Origin of the sequence: Devosia sp. (assembly GCF_017307565.1) — a bacterium.
GTDB lineage: Bacteria > Pseudomonadota > Alphaproteobacteria > Rhizobiales > Devosiaceae > Devosia.
In genome coordinates this window covers 1-6,370 of record NZ_JAFKHD010000504.1, presented here as the reverse complement: position 1 = coordinate 6,370, position 6,370 = coordinate 1, and the positions used below count along the sequence as shown (strand labels likewise).

General features: G+C 61.4%; 4 protein-coding genes and 1 pseudogene. 3 read left to right on the top strand and 2 right to left on the bottom strand.

Going from position 1 to position 6,370, the window contains the following annotated elements; translation table 11 throughout:
• Together J0I64_RS21920 and pabB are read right to left on the bottom strand one after the other, a co-directional pair.
• Positions 1–326, bottom strand: a pseudogene (locus J0I64_RS21920) (isochorismatase family protein); the annotation flags it as partial.
• Entirely contained in the window at positions 323–2,089 is a 1,767-nt protein-coding gene (gene pabB / locus J0I64_RS21915) for an aminodeoxychorismate synthase component I (RefSeq protein ID WP_291412306.1), read from the bottom strand. The gene pabB and the pseudogene J0I64_RS21920, both read right to left, overlap by 4 nt.
• A gap of 192 nt (positions 2,090–2,281) precedes the next feature.
• On the opposite strand from pabB, the gene J0I64_RS21910 reads away from it, so the two are divergent.
• From J0I64_RS21910 to dnaJ, 3 genes are all read left to right on the top strand, one after another.
• Positions 2,282–2,611, top strand: coding sequence for a hypothetical protein (locus J0I64_RS21910; protein WP_291412304.1), 330 nt, complete (start codon positions 2,282–2,284; stop codon positions 2,609–2,611).
• A 236-nt stretch (positions 2,612–2,847) separates the two neighbouring features.
• On the top strand, positions 2,848–4,752 hold the full coding sequence (gene dnaK / locus J0I64_RS21905; RefSeq protein WP_291412302.1) for a molecular chaperone DnaK: 1,905 nt from the start codon (positions 2,848–2,850) through the stop codon (positions 4,750–4,752).
• 375 nt (positions 4,753–5,127) lie between these two features.
• Entirely contained in the window at positions 5,128–6,261 is a 1,134-nt protein-coding gene (gene dnaJ, locus J0I64_RS21900; protein WP_291412300.1) for a molecular chaperone DnaJ, read from the top strand.
• The last annotated feature ends 109 nt before the right edge of the window (positions 6,262–6,370 follow it).

Here is a 6,370-nt window from a genome sequence, read left to right as displayed (position 1 = left end):
AGTTGGGCGTGGGGGATGTCCAGGTTGCCGGAAAGCTCGGCGCCACGCGTGGCCCAGACGCAGTGATCGGGCCAGAGGACCTGGGTGCCATAGTCGAGTTCGACGGTTTCGAACGGGGCCTTGCCGGGGTGATTGCTGGCAAAGGAGATGTGATCGGCCGGGTGCCAGTCCTGGGTGAGGACAACGTTCTGGAATTTTTTGGCCAGGGCATTGATGAGCGGCACGATCTCGTCGCCACCGGCAACGGCCAGATTGCCGCCGGGCAGGAAGTCATATTGCACATCGACGACGACGAGCACGTCTTCGGGGCCGATAGTTTGCGTCATGGGGCGGCTGTCTCCGGTTGTAGGAATTCGGCGCGGATCAGGCCGCGCACGGAATTGCCGAGGAAGATTGCCTCGGCATCATGCAGATCGGCAAGGGTGAGAATGGCCTCCTGGGCCTCGCCGGTTTCAATGAGTTCGGCGCGGAGGGTGCCGGGGAGGAGGCCGGATGACAGAGCCGGCGTGAGGAGTTTTCCGCCACGCTCAATGAAAAGATTGGTGATCGAGCCTTCGGTCAATTCGCCGCGCTCGTTGAGGAAGACCACCTCGTCGGCACCCAGTTCGTCATGAGCCTTGATGCGGGGAGAATCGTAGAAGGCGCGGTTGGTGGTCTTGTGGGCGAGCCAGACGGAGGACGATTGCAGAGTCTCGCTGGCGACAAGAAAACGAAAGATTTCGGGGTTTGGCGGCAGGGGCACGGCAGTGATGTCGATGCCGGTTTCCGAAAGGGTGAGGCGGACGCGCATGGGGGCCGTCCAGTTTGCACTCTCGGCGATGAGGCGGGTGGTGGCTTCGGCGGCGTCGACTGGGAGGCCGAAATAGGCTGATGACGCGAGCAGGCGGGCGAGGTGGCGGCCGAGAAGGACAAAACCTTCTTGGGGGGACCACTTTATCGTTTCGATCAGGGTGACCGGCGGGGTTGGGTCGCTGAGGAAACGCAATTTGAGCAGGGCCTCGCTGTATTCGGATTCTGCTTCGCTATCGGCGACGATACCGCCGCCTACACCGATCGTGCCATTGCCTTGGGAGTCGATGACTGCGGTGCGAATGGCGACGTTGAAGGCAAAATCGCCATTGGGCGCGATGTAGCCGATCGAACCGGTATAGAGGCCGCGAGGCAAAAGTTCGACCTCGTGGATGATTTCCATGGCGCGCAGTTTTGGCGCGCCGGTGATGGAGCCGCAGGGGAAGAGGTTTTCCAGCAGATCGAGCATTGTGACGTCGGGGCGGCGTTTTGCAGTAATGCCCGAGGTCATGGTGTGGAGGGTGGAATAGGTTTCGACCGTGAAAAGGTCGGTCACTTCGACCGAGCCGATTTCGGCAATGCGCCCGAGGTCGTTGCGCAGGAGATCGACGATCATCAGGTTTTCGGCGCGGTTTTTCTCATCGGCGGCGAGGGCGGCGCGGTCGGCGGCGTCCTGTGAGGCGAGGGGCGCGCGGGGCAGGGTGCCTTTCATCGGTCGGGCGAAAAGGGCGTCGCCAGTGCCAGAGACGAAAAGCTCGGGGGAGCGGGAAAGCACAAAATGGTCGCCGGCATGGATATAGGCGCCGTAGGCGGTTTTCTGGCTTTGGGCGAGGCGGCGGTAGAGGCCCAGAGGGGAGCCGGAGAGCTGAAAGTTCGCCTTGAAGGTGAGGTTGACCTGATAGGTGTCGCCGGCAGCGATGTAGTTTTTGACGGCCTCGAAGGCAGATGCGTAGTCGGCAAAGCTTGTCGCGGGGGCAAGGCTTTCGGCCGTGCCATCGGGGGATTCGGGGAGACCAGCGAACGGCTTTGGGGCGTCGTAGAGGCCGAACCACAGGAGCGGGGTTTTGCTGCGCTCGGGCAAGAACTCTGCGAGGCGCTCTTCGAACAAAAATCCGAGTTCGTAGGCAAAGTAGCCGGCGGCCCAGAGACCCTGCTCCCCCGCTTCGGCGATGCGCTTGAGAGCGGCGCGGGCGGCAACAGCGTCATAGGCGCAAAGCACCTCTTTCGGCTCGGAAAAGAGGCGGCTCTGGCCGTAGGGGGAAAGGTTGTCGTGCAGGAGCACGGTGCCTGATGAAAACATGATGGGGTTTTAGTGGGTTTGGGGGCCCGGGCGAAGAGGGATTTTGGTGGGTCGCAATTGCTCGAAAGGTCGGGCGTTAGCCGTGCTGAACAACAAGTTTCCAACAGGCGTTGCCGTCCTCTTGGCGGCAGGAGCCGGACATGGCAAATAGCGCCGCCCGGCCGCGACGTGCGCCGGTATGAGGGACCCTCTATGAAAACGAATATTCTGGCTGCGGCTGCAGCCCTGGCGTTCGCGGCTGGCGTGGCGCCGTCAGCGGCACAGACCGTCGAATTCACCATCGTCAACGCCAGCTCGCAGGCGCTGCACTATTTCTACACGACGCCCAGCAATGAAAACAGCTGGGGCGAAGACCTCCTGGACGATGGCACGCTGGAAGCCGGCAACCAGGGCACGGCCACCATTGGCGATGGCTCCGACCAGTGCCTTTACGACTTCAAGTTCGTGATGGACAGCGGCGCAGAACTGATCGAGCCCTCGATCGATATCTGCCAGCTCGACTCCTATACGATCACCGACTGATTTGCTGACAGGCGCTGCCTCCATGGCGGGGCGGCGCCTTTCTTTCCAACAAAGACATTTCCGGGCATTTCTGGCCGCCGACGCGCTTGAAGCCCCAAGCACACCCCCCTATATACGCCCCGAGGCCCTGAAACAGGGCAAATCATCCTACGAGGGACCCGGCCCCTTTGGGGCACAGAGGCTGCTTTGCGAAAAGGGCCTCGCCAGAGGGTTCGCTATGAAGAGAGGCTAGTTTTATGGCAAAAGTCATTGGTATCGACCTCGGTACAACCAATAGCTGCGTCGCCGTCATGGACGGCAGCAATCCCAAAGTGATCGAAAATGCCGAAGGCGCCCGGACCACCCCGTCCATGGTCGCTTTCTCCAAGGATGGCGAGCGCCTGATCGGCCAGCCGGCCAAGCGCCAGGCCGTCACCAATCCCGAAGGCACCCTGTTTGCCGTCAAGCGCCTGATCGGGCGTCGTTACGACGACAAGGTCGTGGCCAAGGACAAGGGTCTCGTCCCCTTCAAGATCGTGCCTGCCGACAATGGCGACGCATGGGTCGAAGCTTCGGGCGACAAGTACTCGCCGAGCCAGGTCTCGGCCATGATCCTGCAGAAGATGAAGGAAACCGCCGAAGCCTATCTCGGCGAGACCGTCACGCAGGCCGTCATCACCGTGCCCGCCTATTTCAACGATTCTCAGCGCCAGGCCACCAAGGACGCAGGCAAGATTGCCGGCCTTGAAGTGCTGCGCATCATCAACGAGCCGACGGCAGCTGCGCTCGCCTACGGTCTCGACAAGAAGAACTCCGGCACCATCGCGGTCTATGACCTTGGCGGCGGTACCTTCGACGTGTCGATCCTCGAAATCGGCGACGGCGTCTTTGAAGTGAAGTCGACCAATGGCGACACCTTCCTCGGCGGCGAAGACTTTGACATGCGCCTCGTCGACTACCTCGCCGACGAGTTCAAGAAAGAGCAGGGCATCGACCTGCGTTCGGACAAGCTGGCTCTGCAGCGCCTCAAGGAGGCTGCCGAAAAGGCCAAGATCGAACTTTCGAGCGCCACCCAGACCGAAATCAACCTGCCCTTCATTACGGCAGATGCTTCCGGCCCGAAGCACCTCACCCTCAAGCTCTCGCGCTCCAAGCTCGAATCGCTGGTCGATGAACTGATCCAGCGCACCATCGAGCCGTGCAAGCAGGCCATGAAGGATGCCGGCATTTCCGCGAGCCAGATCGACGAAGTCGTTCTCGTTGGCGGCATGAGCCGCATGCCCAAGGTCCAGGAAGCCGTCAAGCAGCTGTTCGGCAAGGAACCGCACAAGGGTGTTAACCCGGACGAAGTCGTGGCGCTCGGCGCTGCGATCCAGGGCGGCGTGCTGCAGGGCGACGTCAAGGACGTGCTGCTGCTCGACGTGACCCCGCTCTCGCTCGGCATCGAAACCCTCGGTGGCGTCTTTACCCGCCTCATCGATCGCAACACCACGATCCCGACCAAGAAGAGCCAGACCTTCTCGACCGCTGAAGACAATCAGTCGGCCGTGACCATCCGGGTCTTCCAGGGCGAACGCGAAATGGCGGCCGACAACAAGCTGCTGGGTAATTTCGACCTCGCCGGCATTCCGCCCGCACCGCGTGGCGTGCCGCAGATCGAAGTGACCTTCGACATCGACGCCAATGGTCTTGTGAACGTGTCCGCCAAGGACAAGGGCACCGGCAAGGAACAGCAGATCCGCATCCAGGCTTCTGGTGGTCTCTCGGACGCCGACATCGAAAAGATGGTCAAGGACGCCGAAGCCAATGCCGAAGCCGACAAGCGCAAGCGCGAAGCGGTGGAAGCCAAGAACCAGGCCGAATCGCTCGTCCACTCGACCGAAAAGTCGCTCAAGGACTATGGCGATAAGGTCTCGGCCGAGGACAAGGGCGCGATCGAAAGCGCGATCAATGACCTCAAGGCTGTGATCGACGGCGACAATGCCGAACTGATCAAGGAAAAGACCTCGGCCCTCGCCGAAGCCTCGATGAAGCTCGGCGAAGCCATGTACAAGGCCAGCCAGGCGGAAGCCGAAGCCAAGGCCAATGGTACGGCCGATGACGATGAAGACGACGTCGTCGACGCCGACTTCGAAGAGGTCAAGGACGACGACAAGAAGTAACGCTAGGCGTTTTCAGTTTTGGGGCTCGGTGGAAACACCGGGCCCTTTTGTTTTGGGGCGAGCGGGGCGGTGGATGGGGCGTTTGCCGCGCCTTCGAGCGTAGCTCTCATGGCCTTTTGCCCTCAAATTGCTCCACCGGAGCAATTTGGCCGCTCTGCGGCCGGGTCAAAAGCGTTCCACGTGAATCACTGTCATTCGGTCAGCGCCGTTGCCCCATTTGCGCACTCTTGCTAAAGCACCTGTGACACGGCCCTAAAACTTGCCGACCCCAGGCCCCTTGCGGGTTGTGGGGTCGATTGCCATCTAGGGACAAATGTTAGGGCTTGCCTAAGCGGGGCGCGCGACAAGCGCGACCGGCTATTTCGGAGAAGATTTTTGGCCAAACGCGATTTTTACGAAGTGCTCGGCTGCCAGAAGGGCGCCGACGAGGCGACCCTGAAAAGCGCCTATCGCAAACTCGCCATGCAGTTCCACCCGGACCGCAACCCGGGCAATGCCGAGGCCGAGAACAAGTTCAAGGAAATCAACGAGGCCTATGACACGCTCAAGGACGGCCAGAAGCGCGCCGCCTATGACCGGTTTGGCCATGCTGCCTTCGAGCAGGGCGGTGGACGCGCCGGCGGTGGCTTCGGACCCGAATTCAGCTCGTCGATGTCCGATATCTTTGAAGACATTTTTGGCGACTTCATGGGCGGTGGCCGGCGCGGTGGCGGCGGCGGTGCCTCAAAGCTGCGCGGCTCGGACCTGCGCTATAATCTCGAAATCTCGCTCGAAGAGAGTTTTGACGGGCGCACCGTCGAGATCGACGTGCCGACACTGGTCGGTTGCGACACCTGCGACGGTTCGGGCGCCAAGCCCGGAACCGGCACCCATACCTGCCGCCAGTGCAATGGCCATGGCAAGGTGCGCGCCGCCCAGGGCTTCTTCACCATCGAACGCACCTGCCCAGTCTGCCAGGGCCGCGGCCAAATGATGGACCAGCCCTGCACCGATTGCGGTGGCCAGGGTCGTCGCCAGCAGAACCGCAAGCTCTCGGTCGATATTCCCAAGGGGATCGAGGACGGCACGCGTATTCGTCTTGCCAATGAAGGTGAGGCCGGGGTGCGGGGCGGACCGCCGGGCGATCTCTATATTTTCATCTCGATCAAGCCGCATGATCTGTTCCAGCGCGATGGCGCGGACCTTTATGCGCGCGTGCCGATTTCCATGACCACTGCGGCGCTGGGCGGCGAATTCGAAGTGCCGACGCTCGACAATGCGCGGGCCAAGGTGAAGGTGCCGACGGGTACGCAGCCGGGGCAGCGGGTGCGCCTGAAAGGCAAGGGCATGCCGGTGCTGCGCAGCAAGGATATCGGCGATCTCTATGTGCAGCTCGATATCGAGACGCCGCAGAACCTTTCCAAGCGCCAGCGCGAGCTGCTGGAAGAGTTTGCCGAGCTCGAGACGAAGGATACCAGCCCGCAATCGGGTGGGTTCTTCGACAAGCTCAAGAAGATGTTTGAGGCTTGAGGCCGTAAAGAAATCGCCCCGGTGGGGCGGTTTCAGGCATCAAGGCCATGAGAGCTATGCTCGAATGGCTGGTCGCAAATCCCCGCTCGCGCGGGGATTTTTGTTTTTG

Coding starts and splice junctions, on each gene's coding strand:
- J0I64_RS21910 (WP_291412304.1), top strand. CDS start 2,282: ATGAAAACGAATATTCTGGCTGCGGCTGCAGCCCTGGCGTTCGCGGCT.
- dnaK (WP_291412302.1), top strand. CDS start 2,848: ATGGCAAAAGTCATTGGTATCGACCTCGGTACAACCAATAGCTGCGTC.
- pabB (WP_291412306.1), bottom strand. CDS start 2,089: ATGTTTTCATCAGGCACCGTGCTCCTGCACGACAACCTTTCCCCCTAC.